The 24191-nt window shown below is 28.5% G+C and carries 26 protein-coding genes; 23 read left to right on the plus strand and 3 right to left on the minus strand.

The features are described 5' to 3' along the window. Window positions 1–165: 165 nt before the first annotated feature. From pgaC to BN899_RS05545, 4 genes are all read left to right on the plus strand, one after another. Window positions 166–1419 (plus strand): poly-beta-1,6-N-acetyl-D-glucosamine synthase, encoded by a 1254-nt coding sequence (gene pgaC / locus BN899_RS05530; protein WP_042273550.1) that lies wholly within the window; start codon window positions 166–168, stop codon window positions 1417–1419. Then, the gene (gene pgaD / locus BN899_RS05535; RefSeq protein ID WP_042273551.1) at window positions 1380–1874 is read left to right on the plus strand and encodes a poly-beta-1,6-N-acetyl-D-glucosamine biosynthesis protein PgaD; all 495 of its coding nucleotides are present in this window, start codon (window positions 1380–1382) and stop codon (window positions 1872–1874) included. Before pgaC ends, pgaD begins: the two co-directional genes overlap by 40 nt. A gap of 147 nt (window positions 1875–2021) precedes the next feature. Continuing rightward, on the plus strand, window positions 2022–2735 hold the full coding sequence (locus BN899_RS05540; protein ID WP_161628737.1) for a polysaccharide deacetylase family protein: 714 nt from the start codon (window positions 2022–2024) through the stop codon (window positions 2733–2735). A gap of 330 nt (window positions 2736–3065) precedes the next feature. Then, window positions 3066–3656, plus strand: coding sequence for a 3D domain-containing protein (locus BN899_RS05545; RefSeq protein ID WP_042273552.1), 591 nt, complete (start codon window positions 3066–3068; stop codon window positions 3654–3656). Window positions 3657–3703: 47 nt separating this feature from the next. On the opposite strand, the gene BN899_RS05550 is transcribed toward BN899_RS05545, so the two are convergent. The 3 genes from BN899_RS05550 to BN899_RS05560 form a co-directional block, all read right to left on the minus strand. Beyond that, window positions 3704–3883, minus strand: coding sequence for a hypothetical protein (locus BN899_RS05550; protein WP_042273553.1), 180 nt, complete (start codon window positions 3881–3883; stop codon window positions 3704–3706). Between the two features lie 93 nt (window positions 3884–3976). Further along, window positions 3977–5086, minus strand: a complete 1110-nt coding sequence (locus tag BN899_RS05555; protein ID WP_042273555.1) for a DEAD/DEAH box helicase — start codon at window positions 5084–5086, stop codon at window positions 3977–3979. Between the two features lie 111 nt (window positions 5087–5197). Next, window positions 5198–7129, minus strand: coding sequence for a sensor histidine kinase (locus BN899_RS05560; RefSeq protein WP_052356647.1), 1932 nt, complete (start codon window positions 7127–7129; stop codon window positions 5198–5200). A gap of 179 nt (window positions 7130–7308) precedes the next feature. Here BN899_RS05560 and BN899_RS19625 point away from each other — a divergent pair, with 179 nt between their 5' ends. The 19 genes from BN899_RS19625 to BN899_RS05650 form a co-directional block, all read left to right on the plus strand. Continuing rightward, window positions 7309–7716, plus strand: coding sequence for a hypothetical protein (locus tag BN899_RS19625; RefSeq protein ID WP_242824093.1), 408 nt, complete (start codon window positions 7309–7311; stop codon window positions 7714–7716). After that, on the plus strand, window positions 7700–8368 hold the full coding sequence (locus tag BN899_RS19630; protein ID WP_242824094.1) for a potassium channel family protein: 669 nt from the start codon (window positions 7700–7702) through the stop codon (window positions 8366–8368). Before BN899_RS19625 ends, BN899_RS19630 begins: the two co-directional genes overlap by 17 nt. 94 nt (window positions 8369–8462) lie before the next feature. Continuing rightward, window positions 8463–9635, plus strand: coding sequence for a D-alanyl-D-alanine carboxypeptidase family protein (locus BN899_RS05570; RefSeq protein ID WP_370659291.1), 1173 nt, complete (start codon window positions 8463–8465; stop codon window positions 9633–9635). 207 nt (window positions 9636–9842) lie between these two features. Next, complete coding sequence (gene rpsB, locus BN899_RS05575; protein WP_042273559.1) at window positions 9843–10559, plus strand: 30S ribosomal protein S2; 717 nt, start codon at window positions 9843–9845, stop codon at window positions 10557–10559. A 68-nt stretch (window positions 10560–10627) separates the two neighbouring features. Continuing rightward, window positions 10628–11536, plus strand: coding sequence for a translation elongation factor Ts (gene tsf, locus BN899_RS05580; protein ID WP_042273560.1), 909 nt, complete (start codon window positions 10628–10630; stop codon window positions 11534–11536). Window positions 11537–11611: 75 nt separating this feature from the next. After that, complete coding sequence (gene pyrH / locus BN899_RS05585; RefSeq protein ID WP_042273561.1) at window positions 11612–12316, plus strand: UMP kinase; 705 nt, start codon at window positions 11612–11614, stop codon at window positions 12314–12316. A 91-nt stretch (window positions 12317–12407) separates the two neighbouring features. Next, window positions 12408–12962 carry a ribosome recycling factor gene (gene frr / locus BN899_RS05590; RefSeq protein ID WP_042273564.1) on the plus strand — a complete coding sequence of 185 codons (555 nt, stop codon included), beginning with the start codon at window positions 12408–12410 and terminating at the stop codon, window positions 12960–12962. A gap of 2 nt (window positions 12963–12964) precedes the next feature. Next, entirely contained in the window at window positions 12965–13168 is a 204-nt protein-coding gene (locus BN899_RS05595) for a hypothetical protein (RefSeq protein ID WP_042273565.1), read from the plus strand. Window positions 13169–13196: 28 nt separating this feature from the next. Continuing rightward, window positions 13197–13931, plus strand: coding sequence for an isoprenyl transferase (locus BN899_RS05600; protein ID WP_042273567.1), 735 nt, complete (start codon window positions 13197–13199; stop codon window positions 13929–13931). Between the two features lie 12 nt (window positions 13932–13943). Beyond that, entirely contained in the window at window positions 13944–14723 is a 780-nt protein-coding gene (locus BN899_RS05605) for a phosphatidate cytidylyltransferase (protein ID WP_042273568.1), read from the plus strand. 249 nt (window positions 14724–14972) lie between these two features. Beyond that, on the plus strand, window positions 14973–16124 hold the full coding sequence (locus BN899_RS05610; RefSeq protein WP_042273570.1) for a 1-deoxy-D-xylulose-5-phosphate reductoisomerase: 1152 nt from the start codon (window positions 14973–14975) through the stop codon (window positions 16122–16124). Window positions 16125–16173: 49 nt separating this feature from the next. Further along, window positions 16174–17178 (plus strand): RIP metalloprotease RseP, encoded by a 1005-nt coding sequence (rseP, locus tag BN899_RS05615; RefSeq protein WP_042273571.1) that lies wholly within the window; start codon window positions 16174–16176, stop codon window positions 17176–17178. Between the two features lie 26 nt (window positions 17179–17204). Further along, on the plus strand, window positions 17205–18260 hold the full coding sequence (gene ispG, locus BN899_RS05620) for a flavodoxin-dependent (E)-4-hydroxy-3-methylbut-2-enyl-diphosphate synthase (RefSeq protein WP_042273573.1): 1056 nt from the start codon (window positions 17205–17207) through the stop codon (window positions 18258–18260). A gap of 403 nt (window positions 18261–18663) precedes the next feature. Then, on the plus strand, window positions 18664–19344 hold the full coding sequence (locus BN899_RS05625; RefSeq protein WP_042273575.1) for a YveK family protein: 681 nt from the start codon (window positions 18664–18666) through the stop codon (window positions 19342–19344). A 10-nt stretch (window positions 19345–19354) separates the two neighbouring features. Continuing rightward, window positions 19355–20077 carry a CpsD/CapB family tyrosine-protein kinase gene (locus tag BN899_RS05630; protein ID WP_042273576.1) on the plus strand — a complete coding sequence of 241 codons (723 nt, stop codon included), beginning with the start codon at window positions 19355–19357 and terminating at the stop codon, window positions 20075–20077. Window positions 20078–20316: 239 nt separating this feature from the next. Next, entirely contained in the window at window positions 20317–21006 is a 690-nt protein-coding gene (locus BN899_RS05635) for a sugar transferase (protein WP_081712177.1), read from the plus strand. Then, a complete protein-coding gene (locus tag BN899_RS05640; RefSeq protein WP_052356649.1) occupies window positions 20984–22522 on the plus strand; it encodes a phospho-sugar mutase in 1539 nt (512 codons plus the stop codon). The genes BN899_RS05635 and BN899_RS05640 overlap by 23 nt, the downstream gene beginning before the upstream one ends. A gap of 15 nt (window positions 22523–22537) precedes the next feature. Then, a complete protein-coding gene (locus BN899_RS05645; protein ID WP_042273577.1) occupies window positions 22538–23611 on the plus strand; it encodes a mannose-1-phosphate guanylyltransferase in 1074 nt (357 codons plus the stop codon). A gap of 28 nt (window positions 23612–23639) precedes the next feature. Then, on the plus strand, window positions 23640–24191 hold a 552-nt coding region (locus tag BN899_RS05650), incomplete at its 3' end, for a glycosyltransferase (protein ID WP_042273579.1).

Genomic DNA, 24191 nt, shown 5'->3' on the forward strand with positions numbered 1-24191 from the left:
TAGGTTAAATTGGGTTTTATATTTTGAAAATTTGAAGAGAAAATAAGCTTATTGGAATTAGATTAAATAATATAAATTAATAGCTATATTTATGACAACTAATTAAATGTGTTTTAGTTGATTGTAAAGTAAATTTACTAGACTTATTTATATAGGAGGTGAAATATGAGGTGGTTTAATGAATTTGATATATTAATAGAGTATATAGGGATGTTTGTATTTTGGTATCCGTTTTTAATGTCTTTATTTTGGATTGCAGGAGCTTTAATGTTTTATTTATTTAGAGAAAGAAATTATGAAAATGATTTTACTGAATATAATTGGCCTAAAATTAGCATTTTGGTACCTTGTTATAATGAAGAAGAAACGATAGAAGAGACGGTTGATTGCTTATCTCAGCTTTCATATCCAGAATTTGAAATAATTGCAGTAAATGATGGAAGTAATGATAGTACAGGTGAGATCCTTATGGAGTTAGTAGAGGAATATAGTATGCTTAGAGTAATTAATTGTCATGAGAATAGGGGGAAGGCAAATGCACTTCATATGGCAGCTCATGCATCAACATCAGAGTATCTTATTTGTATTGACTCAGATGCTATTTTAAGTGATGAGGCTCCATATTATTTAATACACCATTTCCTAAAAAAAGGAGAACGTTTAGGTGCAGTTACAGGGAACCCGAGAATTCGTAATCGTGATACACTTTTATCTAAAATGCAAATTGTAGAATATTCGTCTATAATAGGTTCGATTAAAAGAACTCAAAGAATAATAGGTAAGGTTATGACAGTGTCAGGTGTTATTGTGGCTTTTCGTAAGAAAGCTTTAATGGACGTAGGATTATGGGATAGAGATATGATAACAGAAGATATTGCCGTTTCTTGGAAATTGCAAAAAAGATTTTGGGATATTCGCTATGAGCCACGTGCATTATGTTGGATGCTTGTTCCGGAAACTATATCTGGCATTTGGAAGCAACGTGTTCGTTGGGCGCAAGGGTCTCAAGAAGTTCTTATTAGACACTGGGATATATTTACGGATTGGAGACAAAGAAGAATTTGGATTATTTATATAGAACAAATTATAAGTATAATTTGGGCAATTGCATGGATACTTGTTACTTTATATTTAATATTTACTGCTAACAGTATAAATGAGTTATTTATATGGGCTACATTTAATTCATTTGCATTAATAATGTTAAGTCATATTCAATTAATAATTTCTTTATGGAATGATTCACGATATGATGATATAAAGAAATATTATTTATGGGCTTCTTGGTATCCTGCAATTTATTGGGTATTAAATACTTTTGTGGTTGTATCTGCAATTCCAAAGGCAATTAGTTCAAGAATAAGAGGGGGGTATGCTACATGGAGTTCTCCAGACCGAGGGAATCGAAGAAGTTTATAGTAGGTGAAGATGATTTTATTATAAAATCTCATCAAAGTTTTATTAAAAAGATAGTATGTACTGTATTTACATCTTTAATGTGGGTATATTCATTTGTTATATTTTATTTTTTTATAAGTGCTTTATTTGATGAGAACAATCATTTTATTGGAGTTGTAAAAACTGCTTTAAAAGTTACTAATTATGATATTATTAAATTCATAAAAACGTCGATAATAATCTTTATAATTTCTTTTTTTATTTTATTTTGCTGGAGGTTATACAATAAGATTAGATTTGGAAAGTTAAATAGAAGAAGTGCACCAAGTACAACATCAGATGAAGAAATGCTGAATTTAAACTTAATTGATTTAGAAACTTATGAAATACTTCAACGTGAAGAAATTATTGTATTTGAGAAAAACCCAATTAAGGAATTAGAAGGAGGCGAGATATATCTGGAGAAAAATAATTAGTAAACTATTAATTATATTGGTAATGTTACTTATTTTTTAAAAGTTTTAAATTTATTATTTGCAGAAGATGAAAAAGATATAATTGGAGAAATTAAAGGTGATAATATGTGTGTAGCACTAAATTATCATCGTATTAGACCTAAAACTATGTGGAATAAAATAGTAGAGAATACAACTAAATCGCAGGAACTTACAACTTACAATGTATATGAAGATGACTTTGAAAAACAGATGATGCAACTTATAGATGCAGGAGCATACTTTGCAACTCCACAAGATTTAGTTAGATTTAGAGATACTGGTAATTACCCAGATAAATGTGTATGGATATCATTTGATGATGTAGATGAAACAGTATTTAATGTGGCATTTCCAATATTAAAAGAAAAACAAATTCCATTTACTTTATTTGTTATTTCAGGACAAGTGGGAAATGATAATTTTAATAATTTAAAGATGGCAAATTGGAATGAGTTGCGAGAAATGCGTGATAGTGGATTGGCTTCATTTGGATCACATACACATGATATGCATTACCTTGAAGATGATAAAGCAGAGTTTCTTCATAGTGATAAATATGATGAACTCAAAAAAGATATCAATCTGAGCAAAAAAACTATGGAAAAAGAATTAGGTATTCCGATAAATAGTATAGCATATCCTTTTGGAGAAGCTTCAGAAGATATTATAGATATTATAAGAGAAGAAGGATTTACGGAGGCTTATATACTAAGCCCTTATCCAATAGATAAAGATAATGATCCATACTATCAAAACAGATATCTTATTAATAAAAAGAATTTTGATAAAGGTGTTTTACCATGGATTGACGATAAAACGAAAGGAGCTGTCGCAAAATGATTAAAATTAATCGTGAGCGAGAGCTTCTTTAATTTTTTAGTATGAATTTTATTGAAGTGAATTTTAATTGTTATTATTTGAACCTCAAAATTTTCATTTTATACAATAGACTACACGTATTAATAAATTTTTAATAATAAATAATTATACTCTATTTATGCTTTAAAAAATGTATAAAAATTAAGATAAAAATTATATTAAAATATTTTGGAAAAAAGGTTTACAAATTAGTTACAGTTAGACTACTATTATAAATATAAAAATTACAAAATAGTAACAAAAACTGAAAATTATAATGTTGGTATAAAAAAAGATAATTAGGAGGATTTTATGATAAAGAAAACAATATTTATTTGTATGCTTCTTTGCTCATTCATATTCGCTTTTAATACGGTAGACTCATATGCAGATAGTACAGGTGTGGTAACGACGTCAAAGCTTAATGTAAGAAGTGGTCCATCGACTAAATATAAAATAATAGGGTCTTTATCTAGAAACAATTCGGTAACAATACTAAGTAGTAGTAATGGTTGGCACAAAGTAAGACTATCAAATAATGAAGAAGGATGGTCAAGTGGTCAATATATAAAAATAGGATCAAACTCAAATGCTACTAATACAAATACAAGTAATACATCAACATCAAATCAAGATAAATATAATATGAACGTAGTAGCAACAGCTTACACAGGATACAGTACAACTTCAACAGGTCAAAAACCTGTGTGGGGAACTATTGCAGTTGACCCTAGAATAATACCTTATGGTACAAAGGTTTATATTCCTTATTTTGACCAAGTATTTGTAGCGAATAATACCGGTGGAGCTATAAAAGGTAATAAAATAGATATATTTATGAATACAAGAAAAGAGTGTTATAACTGGGGAAGAAGAAGTATAGAAATACAGGTACTTAAATAGATTAAATTATATAAACAAATATAAGGAGGGATTACTCCCTCCTTATATTATTCTTTAGATTTAGTAAGGTATTTTTTATTATTTACTATAAGCATAAATGAGCTTAAAAGTATTCCGAAAGATGATAATATTACAAATACTAACTGATTTGATTTTATAAAAACATCAAATGAAAACATGCAAATACCCATAGCAATTATTAATAAAATATCCCAGATCCTGTCCATGGAAATATATATTCCTCCCTTTAATTTACTCTATTTAAGTTTTTATAATAAGCTTAAATAGTATATATGAGATACATTGAGATTATATACTAATTATATGTTTATTGTTCTTTTTGGGATACTAAGTTTTATAGTTTTTTCAATTTCATCTAGCATCCTTTCATTCTTTGGATCTATAAATAAGCAAGTGTATCCTTTTTCTCCAGCTCTACCACATCTACCTATACGATGCACATAAGATTCAACACTTTCAGGTATATCATAGTTATAAATATGACTAACACCACTAACATCAAGACCTCTCGCTGCAACATCAGTAGCTATTAAATATTGAATATCAGCGTTTCTAAATGATTTCATTATTCTTTCACGTTTAGATTGTTGTATATCACTGTGTAATTTAGCACAATTAAATCCTCTTTGGTGAAGTCCTTCTTCTAACTTATCAACTCTTACCTTTGTTCTACAGAATATTATAGCCATAAATGGATTATCTTCATTTAGCACACTACATAATGCATCTTGCTTATGTCTATCAGTAGTTTCAACTACTTCTTGAACTATATTATCAAGAGTAACATCTGCTTTAGCTACAGTAACTACTGAAGGGTCCTTCATATATCTATAAGCAAGTTTTTTTACCTGTGAATCCATAGTAGCAGAAAAACATAACATTTGACGCTTTTTAGGTATAACGCTCATTATAGATTCTATATCATTTTTAAAGCCCATAAAAAGCATTTCATCAGCTTCATCAAGGACTAAAGTTTTTAATTTACTAAGATCAATAGTTTTTCTCATTATATGATCTATAAGTCTTCCTGGAGTAGCTATTATTAAATGGAGATTACCTTTTAATTTTTTTAGCTGTGAACTTATATCTTTCCCACCATAAGCAGCTAAAATATTTACATCTTTACCTTCTTTAAGTTTCATAGCTTCCTCAGTTATTTGGATAGCAAGTTCTCTAGTTGGTGATATAATTAAAGCTTGTATATTATTATTGTTTAAATCAATATTTTCAAATATAGGAAGTAAAAATGCTAAAGTTTTACCAGTACCAGTTTGAGCTTGAGCAATAACATCATTTCCAGTTTTAATAAGTTCAATACTTTGTTCTTGTACTGGTGTTGGAGTCTTAATTCCATTTCTATTTAAAATATTTACTATATCTTCATTAATTCCTAAGTTCTTAAAATTCATTTCTTTTACCTTTCATATGTGTTTATTTAATTAAATTATAAGATTTTAATCTATTAATAATATCACATTATTTAAATTAATACTAATATAATTAGATAGAGATTGTAATCTCTATCTAATTATATCCGATAATTCTATATTAACATTAGAAAGAGTATCTCCAGATGCGGTGTCATCAGTATTAATAATTTTAATAGGAATACTTACTTTAAATGTAGTTCCTTCATTTATCTTAGAATGCACAGTTATAGTTCCATCATGTAAATCTACAAATGATTTTACAATAGATAAACCGATACCGCTTCCTTCATTATATCTAGTAAAACTATCATCTATTTGAGTAAACTTATCAAATATTTTAGATAAATTTTTTTCATCTATTCCAATTCCAAAGTCTTTAACAATAAATTTAAGTTCTTTATTCTTGACAACTATATTAGCCAGTATTTTTGAATTATTTCTAGAAAATTTAATAGAATTAGAAAGCAAGTTTAGAACTATTCTTTCTATTTTTTCTGAGTCAACGGCCATTATTAGTTCTTCAACATTAGTATCAAATACTATTTCTAACTCTTTAGACATAGCATAAGGTATAACTGATAGTACAGTATCTTCTATTAAAGTTATTACATCTACATTTTTTAAATTTAAATCACCAAAACCAGAATCTATCTTTGCAATATCAATTATATTGTTAATAAGCCTAATAAGCCTATTAGCGTTTTGGTCAATAATATCTAATGTATTATCTATATTACTATTAGCGTTATAATTTAATTTCCTTAAAAGTTGATTAGAGGAAGATATAACGGCAACCGGAGTTCTAAGTTCATGGCTTATATTTGATATAAAATTACTTTTAGCATTGTTTGCATCTTCAGCAAGCTGCTTTGCACGCCTTAATTCTTCATGATATTTTTTATGTCTCATAGATCTAATTAAAAGAGCTATAATTATTAATATAAATCCTAGTATAGTAAAGCTAACAGGAAGTATTAAACCTTTATACTTTACCCAAAATGGAATTGGTTTGTTTATTATTATAGATTCTTTTGGAATCGAATTTAAGGAGATATTATTTTCCTTTAAATTATTGTAATTAAACATCCATATATTAGCTTCATCATTATTTATAAATTTTGGTGATGATATTTTATTATTTAAAATATCATTAATTAATTTAGCGGCTTCTTTACCCTGTTCATAATGGTTAATAACCTTACCGCCTATCATATTTTCGTAAATATCATAACTTAAATTCGTAAAAATAGGAGTTTTAATATTTTCGTTGATTATATTAATAGATTCTTTAACACTTATAGATTTTCCAGCTCCATCACGATAAGGATATAAAAAAAATACAATATCCTTATTAGGGTCTAATTTTGATAAATCATTTAAAAAGTAATTATTAACCTCTGATGGCATCGGTAAATATTTAAAATTAAACTGTTTATATGAATCTTTGAAACTATAAAACTCATCTATTTCCTTTTTATACTTTTTTGAATTTCCTGTAATTAAAACTAAGTTTCTTTTTTCTTTACTGTTTTTAGGATAAAGCCTATTTATTAAACTTAAATTCTCAGATATAGAAGGGTGTTCAATAACACCACCATTAATATTTAATTCTTTAGCTTTTTTTATATTATCTTCTTCACTTACACCAAAGAAAACAATTGGTATATCATAAAATAAAGAATTTTTATATTTCAAACCAAAATTTAAGGCCATATCGTCACCTAAAATTATTGCATCAAATTTTTTATAATTTTTAATCTTAAACTTCAGTAAATTATAAAATGTTTCTTCACTCTGTTCAGATTTAAATTTTTTACCATCCATATATTCAATTTGTAAATCATATTTAGGATTAAGTTCATCGGTCAAAGCTTTTACTTGGTCGTTAAAGCTAGTAAAACCGGGAGAATATGAACTAATAAATAATATACTTTTATCTTGAGCATTTATTTTTATAGGATAAAGAAATATATTACTAGCTAAAAATATGAACGTAATAATTTTTATAAACTTATTTTTCATTATGATTATCCTTTGTAGTTTTATTTATTAAATATTATTATAACAAATATCATGAAACCTATGATGAAACTTCAACATGGTAAATAATGTAAAAAAACTTTTAAAAATATAAGAATAGAAATAAAAATAATATTAAAACTATAAATAAAAGTTATAGCATTGTAAATTTGGAGGACGTAATGACTTGTAAATGGAAATCAGATACATGTGAAAATATATGCTGTGAAAATAAAGCGGATGAAAGTGGTTATTGCATATTCCATAAACATAATAAAAATAATGAAGAAAAAAAAGCTTTTATAGATAAAATTAAAAAAGATAAAATAAGCAATTTTAGAGGATTCGTATTTGAAGATAAGTTTAATATAAATGAAATAATAGATTATGAATATGATGAACTAAAATTTATAGAAATTAAATTTTTAAAAGAAGCTATTTTTAGCAATTACGAGTTTAATGGGAATGTATATTTTGAAAATATATATTTTGAAGAAAAAGTATATTTTGAAGAAGCTATATTTAATAAGAACTGCGTTTTTTATAAGGTTGTATTTAATAAAAAGTATATAAATGAAAAAAATATTTGAAAAGGTTAAATTCAGAGGGCAAAATCTTACTATAAATAAAGCTAAAAATCTTTCGAGAATGGATGGGATAAGATTTAATGGATGTACAAAATTTATACTTAAAAATATTGACTATAAAAAAGAATTCTATTTAAATGGTAAGATTAATTATAAAATAGCTAGAAATCAAGCACATAAAATAGGTGATCATGAAAGAATAGGTCATTATTATTATAAAGAAAGAGCTTATGGATCAAAAACTATGAAGGCATCGGATTATCCAAGCTATAGACACTATATGTCTGAAAAGTTCTTTGATATTTTATCAAGATATACTATAGGCTATGGAGAGAGACCGTGGAATATATTTATAATAGCTTTTTTTATAATAAGCATATTTGCATTTTTATATATGTTTACAGGGATAGAAAGTATAAATAGTAATGTAGTTGCAATAAATATATCTAATCTAAATCAATATAGCTTTTTTGAAATTATAAAAATATACGTAGATTTATGGTATTTTAGCATGGTTACATTTAGTACTGTTGGATATGGTGATATGATTGTAAGTAGTGTATTGGGAAAAATACTAGTTAGCATTGAAGTTTTTTTTGGAGTAACAATTGGTGCAACATGGGCATCTGTGGTGATAAAAAGAATGATAAGGTAAGTTAGTAAATTATTACACATATATTATCAACCTAAAAAGGAAAAAACTAATATATACTTATTAATTCAAGAAGGTGACAACTGTGAAAAAGAAAATTCAACAACTATTGATACTTTTCATAATCTTAGCATGTACAAGCCCTACATTAATATATGCTAAAGATAAAAACATTGATAAGTACTCAAAATCATCAATACTTATTGACCAAGATACAAGTAGAGTTTTATATGAAAAAAATCCAGATGCAAAACTACCTTTAGCTAGCTTAAGTAAAATGATGACATTTTTACTAGCAATAGAAGCTATAGAAAATAATGAAGTTAAAAAGACAGATATAATAACAGTAGATGCATCAATTGCTAAAGTTAGAGGATCAAGCTATCATTTAAAGGTAGGAGAAAAAGTACCATTATATGAACTTATGAAAGGGCTTATGATAGTATCTGGAAATGACGCAGCAGTGGCAATAGCGAAGCACGTAGGTAAGGATGACAAAGCATTTGTAGAAAGAATGAATAAAAAAGCAAGTGAAATAGGAATGACAAATACACACTTTGTAAACTGTAACGGTCTTCCTATATATGATTTAAGTGATCCTAAAAAGCCACCTAAAGAAAATATATCAACTGCAAGAGATATAGCTACTCTTGGAAAGTACATGTTTGATAATTATGAAAAAGAAGTAACGGCTATAACTGATATGGCCACTTATTCATATCCTGAAAGAGGATTTGTAAAAAATAATACAAATGCACTACTTAGAATATTACCAGAAGTAGATGGTATTAAAACTGGATATACAGGAAATGCAGGATATTGTTTATCTTTTTCAATGAAAGTAAATGAAACTGATAAAAATGAAAAAGAAAGAAGATTAATTGGTGTAAGCCTTGGTGCAAATCACAAAGATAAAAGATTATCAGCATCGCTTGCTATGTTAAACTATGGAAGAGACAACTTTAATACTAAAAAAGTAGTTGAAAAAAATCAATTAATAGGTAAGAAATATATAAAAGGCTTACAAGAATTAGAAGTATCATTAAAAGCAGACAACGAACTTTATACTATTATAGGTAACGAAGAAAATTTAAATTGTCAGGTTACATTTAAGGAAGTAAGTTATCCTGTTAAAAAAGGAGACGTCCTTGGAGTAATAAAATATTATACTGATGATGGAGAAATTTTAGGTAGTGTAAATATAGTAAGTGAAAACGATGTAGACCACGCATCTTTCAAAACAAAAATTAAAATGATATTTGCTGATTAGATAAAAAGAAAAATGTATATAATTTAGATAAAAAGAGTAAAAAATAAAAGAAATAAAAAATATTGTAATTTATAAATCTCTATGATATACTACTAGAGGTGAAAAAATTAAATAATCACACACGACAATGGGATCCTGAAAAGGTGCCTAAAATGGTTTTTTTGGGAGATGATCATGTCGGAGGTATAAAACCAAGGAGGTAGCAACATGTCAGTAATATCAATGAAACAATTATTAGAAGCTGGTGTTCACTTTGGACATCAAACTAGAAGATGGAACCCTAAAATGGCTAAATACATCTTCACAGAAAGAAACGGAATATACATCATAGACTTACAAAAAACTGTAAAGAAAGCTGAAGAAGCTTACAAGGCTATGAAAGAAGTAGCTGAAACTGGAAAGCCAGTTTTATTCGTAGGAACTAAGAAGCAAGCTCAAGATGCTATAAAAGACGAAGCTGAAAGATGTGGAATGTTCTACGTAAACGAAAGATGGTTAGGTGGAATGTTAACAAACCACAATACTATACAAACAAGAATAAAGAAATTAAGAGAATTAGAAAAAATGGAAAACGAAGGTGTATTCAACGTTTTACCTAAAAAAGAAGTTATAAAATTAAGAGCTGAAAAAGAAAAATTAGAAAAATACTTAAACGGTATGAAGGATATGCCTGAATTACCAGGAGCTATGTTCGTAGTTGACCCAAGAAAAGAAAGCATAGCTATACAAGAAGCTCACAGATTAGGAATACAAGTATTCGGAATAGTTGATACTAACTGTGATCCAGAAGAATTAGATTACGCTATACCTGGAAATGACGATGCTATAAGAGCTGTTAAATTAATAACTGCTGCTATGGCAAATGCTATAATAGAAGGAAGACAAGGTGCTGAAGAAGAAGTATCTGAAGAAGAACAAGCATAATCAAAAAATTACAACTAAATGGTAAGGGTCTAGCCCTTACCATTAATAATATGTAGGAGGATACCAAAATGGCTATAACTGCACAAATGGTTAAAGAGTTAAGAGAAAGTACTGGCGCTGGAATGATGGACTGTAAAAAAGCTTTACAAGAAGCTGAAGGAAACATGGAAAGAGCCGTAGATATATTAAGAGAAAAAGGTTTATCTAAAGCTGCGAAAAAAGCTGATAGAGTTGCTGCAGAAGGTTTAGTTTGTATAGAACTAAACGCTGACAATACTGTTGCTTCTATGGTAGAAGTAAACTCAGAAACAGATTTCGTTGCTAAAAACGAAGATTTCAAAACTTTCGTTAAAGATGCTGCTGTAATGGCTTTAGCTACATCTAATGAAGATGTTGCTGGATTATTAGCTGAAACTCATGCAGAAGGAATATCTTTACAAGAAGTTTTAAACAACAGAACTGCTAAAATCGGAGAAAAGTTAGACTTAAGAAGATTCGTTAAGTTAACTACTGAAGGGCAAGTTGCTGGATACATACATGGTGGTGGAAAAATAGGTGTCTTAGTTGAAATGGCAACTACTGCAAGAGATACAGAAGTTATAGCTATGGGAAGAGATATAGCAATGCAAGTTGCAGCTATGAATCCTAAGTACGTTTCAAGAAACGATGTAGATGCTGAATACATAGCTCACGAAACAGAAATATTAACTCAACAAGCTTTAAACGAAGGAAAGCCAGCTAACATAGTTGAAAAAATGATAAAAGGTAGATTAGAAAAGCAATTAAAAGAAGTTTGCTTATTAGAACAACCTTTCGTTAAAAATGGAGATTTAACAATAAAGCAATTAGTTGCAGAAACTGCTAAAAAAGTAGGAGCTGAAATAGAAGTTGTTAGAGTTGTTAGATTCGAAGTTGGAGAAGGTATAGAAAAGAAAGAAGAAAACTTTGCAGAAGAAGTTGCTAAGCAACTTAAGTAATTGTTAAAAGAGAACACTTAAGTGTTCTCTTTTTTTTGAAAAATCAGGAAAAAAGATTAAGTAGGAGGATTTCTAATGAGTAAACCAGCATACAAAAGAGTATTATTAAAAATAAGTGGGGAAGCATTAGCAGGCGAAAAAGGATTTGGAATAAATAATGAGGTTGTTAATGAAATAGCTTTAGGAATAAAAGAGATACAAGAAAAAGGCGTTGAAGTAGCGATAGTTATAGGCGGAGGAAACTTCTGGAGAGGAAGAACTTCTGAAGGAATGGATAGAACTACTGCAGATTACATAGGAATGTTAGCTACAGTAATGAATTCTATGGCTATGCAAGACGCACTTGATAATATGGAAGTACCAAGTAGGGTACAAACTGCTATAGAAATGAGACAAATAGCAGAACCATATATAAGAAGAAGAGCTGTAAGACACTTAGAAAAAGAAAGAGTTGTTATATTTGGTGCAGGAACTGGAAATCCATACTTCTCAACTGATACAGCGGCAGCACTTAGAGCTGCTGAAATGGAAGCTGAAGTAATATTACTTGCTAAAAATGTAGATGCAGTATACGATAAAGATCCAAAAGTGCATGCAGATGCAGTTAAATTTGAAGAATTATCATATATGGAAGTTCTACAAAAAGAATTAAAAGTTATGGATACAACTGCTACATCTCTATGTATGGATAACCAAATTCCAATAAAGGTATTTGAATTATCTACAGAGAATATAATAAAGGCAGTAATGGGTGAAAAAATAGGTACAACAGTAAAATAAATTAACCAAATTTAGGCATATATAGGGCTTGTCTAATTATATGAAAAACAGTTATTATATAAATATATATTAAATATAGGAGGGTATTAAAATGAAAGAAGTACAAAAGCAATTACAAGATAAAATGGCTAAAACTATAGAAGCTTTAAAATATGATTACACAAGTATAAGAGCGGGAAGAGCTAGTGCTCAGATGTTAGATAAAATAAGAGTTGATTACTATGGAACACCAACTCCAGTTAACCAAATAGGTGCTGTATCTGTTCCAGAACCTAGAACTATAATGATAAGCCCATGGGATAAGACTGCTATGTCTGAAATAGAAAAAGCTATAAGAAACTCTGATTTAGGACTTAACCCAACTAATGATGGTAATGTTATAAGATTATCAGTTCCAGCTTTAACAGAAGAAAGAAGAAAAGAATTAGCTAAGCAAGTTAATAAAGTTGCTGAAGAATTTAAAGTTAGATTAAGAAATGAAAGAAGAGATGCTAACGATAAGTTAAAGAAAATGGAAAAAGACGGAGAAATAAGTGAAGATGAATTAAAGAAGGCTCAAGACGAAGTTCAAAAGATTACAGATAAATTCATCAAAGATATAGATGCAGTAGCTAAGGCAAAAGAAGCAGATATAATGGAGGTATAATATTGGAAAAATATTATAACCTTTTAGGCCTTCATGTAAATGATGTAGAAAGTCACTTTAAAAATAAAAATATAAAATACACTATTAGAACTATTCAAGGTAAAAAAGACAAGGATAAACTAGTTATACCTAAAGTCATAAAGATATCAGAATTAGATGATAGTGTAGAACTATTAATCACATATTTTTCTAACTCCTTAATTTAAGGAGTTAGAATTAATATTGGAGGCAAATATGAATAAAAACAGTACATATGACATAGACTTAAATAAAGTACCTACTCATATAGCTATTATAATGGATGGAAATGGAAGATGGGCTAAATCTAAATTTCTTCCAAGAACAGCAGGACATAAAGCTGGGGTAGAAACTATAAGAGAAGTTGTAAAAGAATGTTCAAGATTAGGTGTAAAGCATTTAACACTTTACGCTTTTTCAACAGAAAATTGGAAAAGACCTAAGATTGAAGTAGATACACTGATGAGTTTATTATCAACATATCTAAAAAATGAAATAAGAGAACTTCACAGTAATGATGTGAAGGTAACAGCAATAGGTGATGTAAGTCAATTACCAAAGAGTTGTATAGAAGAATTAGAAAGAGCTTATGAACTAACAAAGTATAATACTGGAGTTAACTTAAACTTGGCATTAAACTATGGAAGTAGATATGATATAAAAAATGCTATGGTAAATATAGCAAAAGATGTAAAATGTGGTAAAATAGATATAATAGATATAGAAGAAGATACTATAAAAAACTATTTGAGCACAAAGTCTATTCCAGACCCAGATTTAATCATTAGAACTAGTGGAGAAGAAAGATTAAGTAATTTCCTACTTTGGGAAGCTGCATATTCGGAATTCTATTTTACAGATATACACTGGCCAGCATTTAATGCTAGTGAACTTCAAAAGGCTATCTACGTATATCAAACTAGAGACAGAAGGTTTGGAGGACTAAAGTAAGGAGAATATTTTATGCTTACAAGGATTATTGGTGGATTGACCCTAATACCGTTATTTTTATTTATTATAGTTGGAGGGATACCTTTATACATCGCGGAAGTAGCAATAGTTTGCATTGGACTTAATGAATTTTATAAAGCATTCAAAAGTAAAAATATAAATCCATTATTTATTATAGGGTATATATTTGCAGTATATTTAGGTATAAAAAATACATTTAATTTACATATAGAATATACTTATGTAATAGTATTTATACTTTTCTTAATAGGTATAGGATATCTTTTAAAATGTAAAAATAATATAATAGATATTGCAATTACATTTTTAGGGATTTTTTATGTAGCAATATTTTTAGATTTTATAATACTTACAACAAATGATTTTGAATTTGGGCAGATTTATGTATGGCTTATATTTATAATATCCTTTGCGACAGATACATTTGCATACTTCACTGGATATTTATTTGGAAGACGCAAACTAATACCTAAAGTAAGCCCTAAAAAAACCGTTGAAGGAAGTATTGGTGGTATACTAGGAAGTGCATGCCTTTGTATTTTATTTGGATATATATTTAATATAAATTTATTTACTATGGCTGTAATAGGTAGTTTGGGAAGTATAGTTGCACAATGTGGGGACTTATTTGCATCTTCAATAAAGAGATATGTAGGTATAAAAGATTATGGAAAATTAATACCAGGTCATGGCGGTATATTAGATAGATTTGATAGTGTTATATTAGTAGCACCGTATGTATATTATGCAATCGACTTTTTTATTAAGTAGCTTCAGTTTAACTGAAGCTTTAATTATATTCAAAACTATTAAATTTGAGCAAAATAATCTTCTACACTTTATTTAAATAGAATTTTTGTAGAATTTTTGTTAAAATGAAAAAAACTTCATATAATATGAAAAGATAAATATTAGTGGTATAATATAACAGTAAATCAAAGCTTATATTTAAAGAAAGGAATATGGAACAATTAAGTAGAAATAATGTCTATTTATTGGGAAATAAGATAAGTGAATTTTATGAAGAAAATATCTATTTTAGGATCTACAGGATCTGTTGGAAAGCAAACTCTAGATGTAGTAAGAGCAAACAAAGATAAATTTGAAGTTGTTGCTATTTCTGCTAATAGTAGCGTAGATTTATTATTAGAACAAATAAAAGAATTTAGACCTAAATATGTTGCAGTATATGACGAAGTAAGCTGTATGAAATTAAAATCTATGATACCAAGCGATATAAATATAGAAGTATTAAGTGGTATGGAAGGATTAAAAGCTATATCATCATTAGATGAAATAGATGTATTATTAACTGCTATAGTTGGAATGATAGGATTACTTCCTACACTTTGTGCTATAAGAAATGGTAAGGACATAGCTCTTGCTAATAAAGAAACATTAGTATGTGCAGGTAGCTTAGTTATGAATGAAGCTAAAAAGTATAATGTTAACATATTGCCAGTAGATAGTGAACATAGTGCAATATTCCAATGCTTAAATGGAGAAAAAAATAAGGAAATAGAAAAAATTATACTTACAGCATCAGGTGGCCCTTTTAGAGGGAAGAAAAAACAAGATTTATTACATATAACTAAAAATGAAGCGCTAAAACATCCTAATTGGAGTATGGGAAGAAAAATAAGCATAGATTCATCTACACTTATGAATAAAGGACTAGAAGTTATAGAAGCTAAATGGCTATTTGGAGTAGATTACAATGATATAGATGTAGTAGTACATCCTCAGAGTATAATACATTCAATGGTTCAATTTATAGATAGTTCGGTTATGGCTCAACTTGGATGCCCTGATATGAGACTTCCAATACAATATGCATTAACTTATCCAGATAGATCTGTAAATGATTTTGAAAGATTAGACCTAGCAAAGCTAGCTACACTTACATTTGAAAATCCAGATTTAGATACATTCCCATGTTTAAAGCTTGCATATGATACATTAAAAATGGGAGGAACATACTCAGCTGCATTAAATAGTGCTAATGAAGTATTAGTAAGTGAATTTTTAGAGGATAAAATTGGCTTCTATGACATACCATATTACATAGAGAAGACTTTAGAAGCTCATAATAGTATAGAGAATCCTACATTAGAAGAAATATTAGAAGTAGATAAATGGAGTAGAAACTTCGTGAAAAATTCTATAGGTTAATAATATAAAAGGTAGGTTTGAAAATTTTATATAAAAGGACGGTGAAATTATGACTATAATAATAGCATTGTTATTATTTAGTTTAATTGTATTTATTCATGAATTAGGACATTTCCTTCTTGCAAAAAGAGCTGGAGTAACAATACATGAATTTGCAATAGGTATGGGACCTAAGATATTTAGTATAAAAAAGGATGTAGAATATTCAATAAGATTATTACCATTAGGTGGATTTGTAAGTATGGAAGGTGAAGATGGAGAATCTAATGACCCTAATTCATTTGGAAAAAAAAGTATGCTTCAAAGGGCAAGTATATTATTTGCAGGACCATTTTTTAATATAATACTTACAGTGATATTATTAGTACCAGTAATAATATACATAGGGACACCAATGCCAACTTTTGATAAAGTAATGCCTAATAGCCCTGCTCAAAAGGCTGGTATCGTAGTAGGTGATACAGTAAAAAGTGTAAACGGTGAAGAGGTAAAATCTTGGGAGCAACTAGTAAATACTGTACATAGTTCTAATGGAAAAGAATTAAAACTAGAAATAGATAGAGAAGGAAAAACTCAATCTGTAAACTTAACACCTGTTAAAAATGAAGAAGGAGCTTATCAAATAGGTATAGTACCAGTTAAAGAAAGAGATTACCTAGGTGCAATACCAAAAGCATTTAAAATGACTGGCGATATGACAGTACAAATGATAACATTCTTTGGACAATTAATAACAGGAACAGTTCCTGGAGGAGTAGGAAATTCAGTAGCAGGACCAATAGGCGTTCTTGGTATTGTTTCAGATGCTGCAAAAATGGGTATTTTTAACCTTATAAATATAGCAGCAGTAATAAGTTTAAACTTAGGTATATTAAACTTACTTCCAATACCAGCACTTGATGGTGGAAGGCTTGCTATGATAGGACTTGAAGCCATAAGAGGTGGAAAGAAATTAGATCCTAACAAAGAAGGAATGATACATTTAGCAGGATTTGCGCTATTAATGGCATTTATGTTATTTGTAACGTATAAAGATATAACTAGATTATTCTAAAAAAGAAATAAAAAGTAGGTGACGACGTGAGTTACGAGAGAAGAAAAAGTAGAGAAGTTAGTGTAGGAAGTTTAAAAATAGGAGGAGATAATCCTATAAGTATACAATCTATGACTAATACTGATACAAGAGATGCTAAGGCAACAATAGCTCAAATAAAAGCATTAGAAGAAGTTGGATGTGATGTTGTAAGAGTTGCAGTTCCAGATATGGAAGCAGCTAAAAATATAGGCGAAATTAAGGCCAATGTAAATATACCAGTAATAGCAGATATCCATTTTGATTATAGACTAGCACTTGAAGCTATAGACCAAGGTATAGATGGAGTTAGAATAAATCCAGGAAATATCGGTAGTATAGATAAGGTTAAAATGGTAGTTGAAAAGTGTAAAGAAAAAAATCTAAAAATCAGAATAGGTGTAAATGGTGGATCATTAGAAAAGGAACTACTTCAAAAATATGGTTCAGCGACACCAGAAGCTTTAGTTGAAAGTGCATTAGGTCATGTTAAAATATTAGAAGATTTAGATTTTAGAAATATAGTAATATCTCTTAAATCATCAGATATATATAAGACGTTAGATGCTTATGAGCTTATATCTAAAAAAGTAGATTATCCACTTCATATTGGTATAACTGAATCAGGAAGTGTTAAAAAAGGAACTATAAAATCTTCAATAGGAGTAGGAGCGTTACTTCTTAAAGGTATAGGAGATACTATAAGAATATCTCTTACAGGAGATCCTTGTGAAGAAGTAATAGTAGGAAAAGAAATACTAAGAAGTCTAGGATTACTAAATGATAAGATAAAAGTAGTATCTTGTCCTACTTGTGGAAGATGTAATATAGATTTAATAAGTGTAGTAAATGAAGTTGAGAAGAAAATAAATCATATGGATAAAAATATAACTGTTGCTATAATGGGATGTGCAGTTAATGGACCAGGAGAAGCTAGAGAAGCCGATATTGGTATAGCAGGTGGAAAAGGTGAAGGTTTATTATTTAAAAAAGGTGAAATAGTTAGAAAAATAAAAGGAAATTCATTAGTAGATGAGTTATTAGAAGAAATAGATAAATATTAGAGAGAAAGAAGCTATCTAAAAAAGATAGCTTCTTTTTTTATAAAGAATATTGAGTATGCTCCAGTTTGCATATCGGAAAAATAAAAAATAATGTTAAATTATAAAAATTATTTTAAAATATACAAAATGAATAAATTTAATGAAAAAAGTAATTATTTCCATAAGCAAAAAACAGAATTAAAATAATAAATAAAAAAACATTAAAAAAAATAAAAAAATACCAAAAAAAGTAATTTTAATCTAAAAATGTCGAATTATGTCGAACGAAAAAGTAACAATTTAAGAATATATATAAAAAAAATAAAAAACATGGTATATTATTATTTGTTGATAAAATTAATATGAAAGATTATTAATACTTCGTATTATAAAAAATATGCAAATGAAGGGAGAAAAATATTCAATGGAAGAAACTATAGACTTAAGAGAGTATTTTGCAATTATAAAAAAGAGATTTTGGGTAATCTCTCTTATAACTATAATAGCTATAGTAGTCAGTGCAGGAATAAGCTTTTTTGTATTAAAACCAGTATATCAAGCAAACTCAACATTAATTGTAAACACCGAAAAAAATGAAGAAACTCAAATGATAACAGGGGATCAATTTAGTGTTACACAAAAACTTGCAGTAACCTATGGAGAAATAATCAAATCTAGAGCAGTTATAAATCCAGTGATAAAGAATTTAAATTTAGATGAAACATATGATGAATTAGTCGAAAAAATAACTATATCACCAGTTAAAGATACTCAAATCATAAGCATAAATGTACAAGATACAAATAGAGAGAAAGCTAGAGATATAGTTAATGAAATACCAAAAGTATTTACTAAAGAAGCAAAAAGAATAACAAAGGCAAATAGTGTAGAAGTAATAGATAAGGCCATACTTCCAAAAGAACCAGTAAAACCAAACAAAAAAATGAATATAGCAATAGCTGCTGTGCTTGGTTTAATGATAGGGTTATTTGTAGTATGTTTAATAGAATATCTTGATAATAAAATAAAAACACCACAAGATGTAGAAAAACAATTAGGACTTCCGATACTAGGTGTTATACCTAATGAAGCAATAGAAAGATAGGAGTATACGAATGAAAAGAAGAATAATAAGTATAGATAATCCGAAATCTCCTATAGCAGAAGCTTATAGAGGGATAAGAACTAGTATAGAATTTTCTGATGTAGATAAAAAACTAAAAACTATATGTATAACAAGTTCACACCAAGGGGAAGGTAAATCAACTGTAATAGCAAATCTAGCGGTATCATTTGCTAATCTTGATAAGAAGGTCTTGCTTTTAGAAGGAGATTTAAGAAATCCAAGTGTACATAGGATGTTTAATATAAGTAATATACATGGACTTACAGATGTACTATTTGGAAAGCAGTCATTTTTAGAATGTGTTCATCCTACCAAAATTAAAAACTTAAATGTACTAACATGTGGGGCAACTCCAATAAACCCATCAGAAATGTTATCATCTAAAAAAATGAGAGAATTTATAGAATCATTAAAGGAAGCTTACGACTATATATTTATAGATGCACCACCAATAGGAATTGTTACTGATGCAGGAATAATATCTACATACAGTGATGGGGTAGTATTTGTAACTGGATCTAATGAAGTAGATACAAAATTGGCAAATTTATCAAAAGAAAGACTAGAAAAAGTTAATGCAAATATACTAGGTGTAGTACTTAATAAACTTGAAGTTAATAAAAATAGTGAATATCAGTACTATAACTACTACTACCAAGAACAAAGTGGTAGAAGTAATAAAAGTAAGAAATTTAAAATAGGCAAAAATTAAAAAAAGAAGTATAAACAAAAATAAGAACTTCTTTTGGCAGAAGAAGTTCTTATTTTTATCCCATGTATAAATGTATAAAGTTGAAATTTATTAATAATCAATCATAATTTATTTATACGAAACAATATAAAAAAACTTTATATGTTTTATTATAATATAAAATTAAAGTTTGACTTTATAATAATATAGTGGGATATGAGAAATTGATACTTGAAATTATATTATAGGGGGATTTATTAATGCAAGATAGGTTTGTATTTGAAGATGAAATTAATGAATCAGCTATAGCTATTGACGTAAAAAATGTAAAAGTAAATAATTCAAAATTATATCTATTTATAAAAAGAACAATAGATATAGTGGGAGCTTTAGCGGGACTTATATTATTATCACCATTATTTTTATTAGTAGCAATACTTATAAAATTAGAAGATCCAAAAGGAAAAGTATTCTTTGGTCAAGAAAGAAACGGACTTTATCCAAAGACGTTTAAGATGTACAAGTTTAGAAGTATGGTACATAATGCTGAAGAATTACTACATAAGTTACAAGAACAAAATGAACAAAGTGGTCCTGTATTTAAAATAAAAGATGACCCAAGGATAACTAGAGTAGGTAAGTTTATAAGAAAAACTAGTATAGATGAGCTTCCTCAGCTTATAAATGTGCTTAAAGGAGATATGAGTTTAGTGGGACCTAGACCTCCGATACCTCATGAGGTAGAGCAATATACACCATATCAGATGCAAAGGCTACTTGTTAAGCCAGGACTTACTTGCATATGGCAGGTAAGTGGTAGAAATAATATTGGCTTTGATGAGTGGGTTGATATGGACATAGAATATATAAAAACTAGAAACTTATGGTTAGATATAAAGCTAATATTTAAAACCGTGTTTGTTTTATTTGGAGACGATAACGCATCATAGGAGGCATAAATATACAGTAAGAAGAGCTACATTTGGACTTGCTAACTACATAATAAATAAGTGCGGCGAAGAAGGCAAAGAAAAAGGAGTAGTTATAGCATATGACTCTAGATACAAAAGTGAAGAATTTTGTATAGAAGCAGCTAAAACACTAGCGGCATGTGGAATAAAAACATATATATATGATTCTCTTAGATCTACTCCACAATTATCTTTTTCAGTTAGACACTTAGGATGTGTAGCGGGAATAGTAATAACAGCAAGTCATAATCCACCAGAGTACAACGGATATAAAGTATATTGGACTGATGGAGGACAAGTTTGTCCAAATATTGCCAAAGAAATAATAACAGAAGTTAATAAGATAGAAGATTATAGTACTATCCCAACTACTAATGAAGATAACAAACTAATAGAAGTATTAGATGAAAAAATAGATATAGCATTTATAGATGCAGTGAAAGAACAAATAATAAGACAAGACATAATAGATAAAGTTGGTAAAGATATAAAAATAATTTTTACACCAATACATGGTACAGGAAATATACCAATAAGAAATGTACTAGATGAAGTTGGATTTAAAAATGTAGAAGTAGTAAAAGAACAAGAAAGGCCAGATAGCAACTTCTCAACCGTAGAATATCCAAATCCAGAAGAAAAGGCTGTATTTAATATAGCTATAGAAATGGCTAAAGAAAATGAAGCGGATATAATAATAGGAACTGATCCAGATTGTGATAGAGTTGGGGTAGTAGTTAAAGACAACAATGGAGAATATGTAGTACTTAACGGAAATCAAGTAGGAGCATTATTGGTTGAATATGTTCTAAGCAATAAAGTAGAAGAAATAAAAGGAATGAAAAACCCTACGATAGTTAAGACAATAGTAACATCAGAACTTGGATCAACAATAGCTAAAGCTTACAATGTTGACTCAATAGATACATTAACAGGATTTAAATTTATAGGCGAAAAGATACAACAGTTTGAAATGAGCCAAGAAGCTACATTTATAATGGGTTATGAAGAAAGTTATGGATACCTAGTAGGAACTCATGCAAGAGATAAAGATGGAGTAGTAGCAGCACTTTTGATATCAGAAATGGCAGCTTATTACTATGATAAAGGAATGACTTTGTATGAAGGACTTCAAGAAGTATACAAAAAATATGGATACTTTAAAGAAGAGCTAAAATCTGTAACTTTAAAAGGTATAGATGGGATGAAACAAATTAAAGAAATAATGAATTACTTTAGAAAATCCAATGTAGATACTATAGCAGATATTAAAGTAGCTAAACTTAAAGACTATAAAGAAGGCATATATAACTTACCTAAATCTGATGTACTTAAGTTTATATTAGAAGATAATTCTTGGATAGCGGTTAGACCATCAGGAACAGAACCAAAGATAAAGTTTTACTTTGGATGTAGTGGAAATGAAAAAGTCGAAGTTGATAATAAATTAGAACATATGACTAAGCAAATAGTTAACATCGTTGACTCTATATAGTATGGAGGATATAATATGAAAATATATAACATGATAATGGCAGGAGGCGGGGGAACTCGTTTCTGGCCTTTAAGTAGGCAAGAACATCCAAAACAACTACTTAATTTAAGTGGAGAAGATGCTCTTATAAATGAAACTATAAAAAGAATAAATACTTTATCAGATAAGGAAAACTTATTTATAGTTGCTAATGAAAAGCAGATAGATTTATTAAAACAAACAGTAGGCGATATGTGTGAGCATACTAATATATTACCAGAACCAAGTGCTAGAAATACTGCTGCTGCAATAGGGTATGCTGCATTTAATATAATGAAAAAACATGGAGATGGTATTATGTGTGTTTATCCGGCAGATCATTATATAAAGAATGAAGTTGAGTTTACTAACGTATTAAATAAGGCTATAAAAGTAGCAGATAAAAATGAAAAGTTAGTTACTGTAGGAATAGCTCCTACATTTCCATCAACAGGATATGGATATATAAACTTTAATAAAGAGATTGAATATAACAATGCAGCTTATGATGTAGTAGAGTTTGTTGAAAAGCCAAATCATGAAACTGCTAAGGCGTATATTGAATGTGGTAAGTATGTATGGAATAGCGGAATGTTTGTATGGAAGGTATCTAAGATACTTGAAGATTTCAAGAGATATTTACCGAAAATATATGACAAGTTGGAAAAATTATCACAGTTTATAGGAACTGACAAAGAAGAAGAAATGCTACGAGAGATATATCCTACTATACCATCTATATCAATAGACTATGGAATAATGGAGAGAAGTAATGATGTAATAGTTGTTCCTGGTGATTTTGGTTGGAATGATGTTGGAAGTTGGGATGTATTAGGCGCTATATATCCATCTGATAAAGAAGGAAATATAAAAAGAGGAGAAACTATAGCAATTGATAGTAAAGATTGTATAGTTTATTCAGAAGATAAGCTTATAGCTACTGTAGGAATAAAAAACTTAATCGTGGTGTCTACAGATGATGCTGTTATGGTATGTAATAAAGATAAGGCTCAGGATGTTAAGAAAATAGTAGATGAGCTAATAAAAAATAATAATACAGGCTATATGTAAATAGTTTATATTAAACGAAGGTGAGAATATGAAGAAAGTATTGTTTAATGGATTACTATATTCTAAATTTGGAGCAGGGATATCGAATTATGCAAAAAATTTAGTAGACAATATGATTGATAAAGATAATATTACATTCATGCTGTCTAAAGAAGTAGAAGATAAATATAAAGATTATAAAAATATAAAGATTATAAATGGGATAAATAGTTCTAAAAATAGAATAATGTATGAACAAATAAAAGCATTAAATATATATAAGGAAAATGACATAGTTCACTTTCCAGATTATGCAACGCCAATTTTTTCTAAAAGTAAAAAAGTTGCGACTATACATGATATGGCATTTTTTACTGTGCAAGAGTGCTATACAAAAGGACAAGTAGCAACAAAAAAGCTTTTACTGGATAAAACTGTAAAAAATGCAGATAAACTAATATGTATTTCTAAATTTACTTATAATGAACTTAAAAACTATTATCCAAATTTAGATGATGATAAAGTGGAAATTATTTATAATGGATTCAATAGATCATTAAGGAAATATAATAATATTTCATTAAGCAAATTTAAAATAGAT

It is taken from the genome of Faecalimicrobium dakarense (assembly GCF_000499525.1).
In the GTDB taxonomy this organism is placed as follows: Bacteria; Bacillota; Clostridia; order Peptostreptococcales; family Peptostreptococcaceae; genus Faecalimicrobium; species Faecalimicrobium dakarense.

Excerpts from the sequence above, each read along its gene's own strand:
- BN899_RS05635 (WP_081712177.1), top strand. The coding sequence starts at position 20,317 with ATGCAAGATAGGTTTGTATTTGAAGATGAAATTAATGAATCAGCTATA.
- BN899_RS05625 (WP_042273575.1), top strand. The coding sequence starts at position 18,664 with ATGGAAGAAACTATAGACTTAAGAGAGTATTTTGCAATTATAAAAAAG.
- frr (WP_042273564.1), top strand. The coding sequence starts at position 12,408 with ATGAAAGAAGTACAAAAGCAATTACAAGATAAAATGGCTAAAACTATA.
- BN899_RS05560 (WP_052356647.1), bottom strand. The coding sequence starts at position 7,129 with ATGAAAAATAAGTTTATAAAAATTATTACGTTCATATTTTTAGCTAGT.
- rseP (WP_042273571.1), top strand. The coding sequence starts at position 16,174 with ATGACTATAATAATAGCATTGTTATTATTTAGTTTAATTGTATTTATT.
- BN899_RS19625 (WP_242824093.1), top strand. The coding sequence starts at position 7,309 with ATGACTTGTAAATGGAAATCAGATACATGTGAAAATATATGCTGTGAA.
- BN899_RS05605 (WP_042273568.1), top strand. The coding sequence starts at position 13,944 with ATGCTTACAAGGATTATTGGTGGATTGACCCTAATACCGTTATTTTTA.
- pyrH (WP_042273561.1), top strand. The coding sequence starts at position 11,612 with ATGAGTAAACCAGCATACAAAAGAGTATTATTAAAAATAAGTGGGGAA.
- BN899_RS19630 (WP_242824094.1), top strand. The coding sequence starts at position 7,700 with ATGAAAAAAATATTTGAAAAGGTTAAATTCAGAGGGCAAAATCTTACT.
- BN899_RS05600 (WP_042273567.1), top strand. The coding sequence starts at position 13,197 with ATGAATAAAAACAGTACATATGACATAGACTTAAATAAAGTACCTACT.
- rpsB (WP_042273559.1), top strand. The coding sequence starts at position 9,843 with ATGTCAGTAATATCAATGAAACAATTATTAGAAGCTGGTGTTCACTTT.
- BN899_RS05555 (WP_042273555.1), bottom strand. The coding sequence starts at position 5,086 with ATGAATTTTAAGAACTTAGGAATTAATGAAGATATAGTAAATATTTTA.
- BN899_RS05645 (WP_042273577.1), top strand. The coding sequence starts at position 22,538 with ATGAAAATATATAACATGATAATGGCAGGAGGCGGGGGAACTCGTTTC.
- pgaC (WP_042273550.1), top strand. The coding sequence starts at position 166 with ATGAGGTGGTTTAATGAATTTGATATATTAATAGAGTATATAGGGATG.
- BN899_RS05545 (WP_042273552.1), top strand. The coding sequence starts at position 3,066 with ATGATAAAGAAAACAATATTTATTTGTATGCTTCTTTGCTCATTCATA.
- pgaD (WP_042273551.1), top strand. The coding sequence starts at position 1,380 with ATGGAGTTCTCCAGACCGAGGGAATCGAAGAAGTTTATAGTAGGTGAA.
- BN899_RS05540 (WP_161628737.1), top strand. The coding sequence starts at position 2,022 with ATGTGGAATAAAATAGTAGAGAATACAACTAAATCGCAGGAACTTACA.
- tsf (WP_042273560.1), top strand. The coding sequence starts at position 10,628 with ATGGCTATAACTGCACAAATGGTTAAAGAGTTAAGAGAAAGTACTGGC.
- BN899_RS05550 (WP_042273553.1), bottom strand. The coding sequence starts at position 3,883 with ATGGACAGGATCTGGGATATTTTATTAATAATTGCTATGGGTATTTGC.
- BN899_RS05610 (WP_042273570.1), top strand. The coding sequence starts at position 14,973 with ATGAAGAAAATATCTATTTTAGGATCTACAGGATCTGTTGGAAAGCAA.
- BN899_RS05630 (WP_042273576.1), top strand. The coding sequence starts at position 19,355 with ATGAAAAGAAGAATAATAAGTATAGATAATCCGAAATCTCCTATAGCA.